Below are 1,842 nucleotides of genomic sequence, written 5' to 3'. Positions count from 1 at the left end.
AGGGACGGCCCTTGAGCATTTCCATTACAAAACAGCCGGTCCACGCGCCCGCCACCGCGCCAATGAGCGCCCCGAGGCCAAAAAACAGCGGCGCCAGCAAAATGGCCCCGGCAATGGCCCCGATCATGCCCGCAAAAGTGCCTGACGAACTTGAGCCGTACCGTTTGGCCTTGACGATCTGCATGCCCAGTTCCAGGGCTTCGCCCACAAGCGCCAGAGCTATCATTATGACCCAGAACCAGACGTTCATGGCGTCCGAGGCTGGGTGCGCCATCTTCCACAGGGCCACGAGGCCCAGCAGAACCCAGTTGGCGGGCAGGCCAAAGACGTTGAGCAAAAGTACAAAACCCAGCAGGGTTATGAAGGCGCCCGCCAGCAGGCTGGCCAGGGGAAAGGGCAAAAAATCCATACGGGGTCCGGGTTATTTTTTTGCACGCATGTCTTGCAGGCGAACGGCCTTGCCTTCGGTACGCGGCAGACTGTTGCTCTGCACAAGCTCAACCCTGGGTGTGATGAGGATTTCATCACGCAGGCGCTGGGCAATGTTTTTTTGCAAGCTTTGGAGAACGCGCATGTCTTCCACAAAAAATTCGTCGCGCACTTCCACCTGCACGCGCATGACATCGCCGATGCCATCGTTTTCCAGCAGAATCAGGTAGCTCTGCCCCACTTCGGGGAAGGTCATGATGACCTGCTCAATCTGCATGGGGTAAATGTTGACGCCCTTGATGATAAACATGTCATCCGCGCGCCCGAGGATACGGTCCATACGGCGGTGCATGCGCCCGCAGCCGCATGCGCCGGGCAGAAAACGGGTAAGGTCGCGGGTGCGGTAGCGCAGAATGGGCATACCCTGGCGGCAGAGGCAGGTCATGACCAGTTCGCCCACTTCGCCATCAGGTACGGGCTGCCCTGTTTCCGGATCCACAATTTCAGGAATATAGGCGTCTTCCCAAAGGTGCATGCCGCTCTGCTCAAGGCATTCAAAAGCCACGCCCGGCCCGTTCATTTCGGAAAGGCCGTAAGAGTTGTACGCCTTCATATCGAAGAGACCTTCGATACGGCGACGAAATTCTTCGGTATACGGTTCTGCGCCCACCAAAGCGATGCGCAGGGGGAATGTACGCGGGTCTTCGCCCATATTACGCAGATGTTCGCCAAGGATAAGCGCATAGGAAGGCAGAATATGCGCCACCGTGGTGCGAAAATCCTTAGCCAGCTTGATCTGGCGACGCGAGTTTCCCGCGCCTGCGGGGATGGTCAGACAGCCCAGACGCTCGGCCCCGAAATGAATGCCCAGACCGCCCGTGAACAACCCGTAACCGGACATGTTCTGAAACACGTCTTCACGGCGCACGCCCACCATGTGCATGCAGCGCGCCATAAGGTCGGCCCAGGAATTAATGTCGTTTTGCGTATGACAGATGGCAACGGGCGACCCCGTGGTGCCGCTTGAACAGTGCATGCGCACAATCTCGGCCTGAGGCACGCAAAGCATGCCGGTGGGATACTGGGTGCGCAGGTCCTCCTTGCTGGTGAAGGGAATGCGGCGCAAGTCATCAAGGCTGCGCAAAGAATCCGGGCCGATGCCCGCCTCGTCGAGGCGCTGCCGGTAAAAGTCGCATTTGCGGGCCTGAGCCACCGTATTTTTCAGCCGGACAAGCTGGGTTTCCTCAATGCGCTCCCGGCTCCACAGTTCCGCGGGGTCAAAAACTTCCATGCCTCTCCTCACCTTCTGGAGCATTGTCAAAACTGTCGGAGGCCATCCCCCCGGACCGGATCAGGCGGCGGGCTGCGCCTGAAAATCAATCGGCATGCGTGCGCGCCCAGCCCCACAGCAGC

At 59.1% G+C, this 1,842-nt stretch carries 2 protein-coding genes; both read right to left on the bottom strand.

The features are described 5' to 3' along the window. Positions 1-409 (bottom strand): DUF456 domain-containing protein (locus V6C07_RS11720; protein ID WP_333536658.1); only part of this gene is annotated, 409 nt, incomplete at its 3' end. A gap of 12 nt (positions 410-421) precedes the next feature. Further along, positions 422-1,720, bottom strand: coding sequence for a phenylacetate--CoA ligase family protein (locus tag V6C07_RS11715; protein WP_333536657.1), 1,299 nt, complete (start codon positions 1,718-1,720; stop codon positions 422-424). Between the last annotated feature and the right edge of the window lie 122 nt (positions 1,721-1,842).

The organism is Desulfovibrio sp. 1214_IL3152 (genome assembly GCF_036763055.1).
Taxonomy (GTDB): domain Bacteria; phylum Desulfobacterota; class Desulfovibrionia; order Desulfovibrionales; family Desulfovibrionaceae; genus Desulfovibrio.
This window is presented reverse-complemented; position numbering and strand designations above follow the sequence as displayed.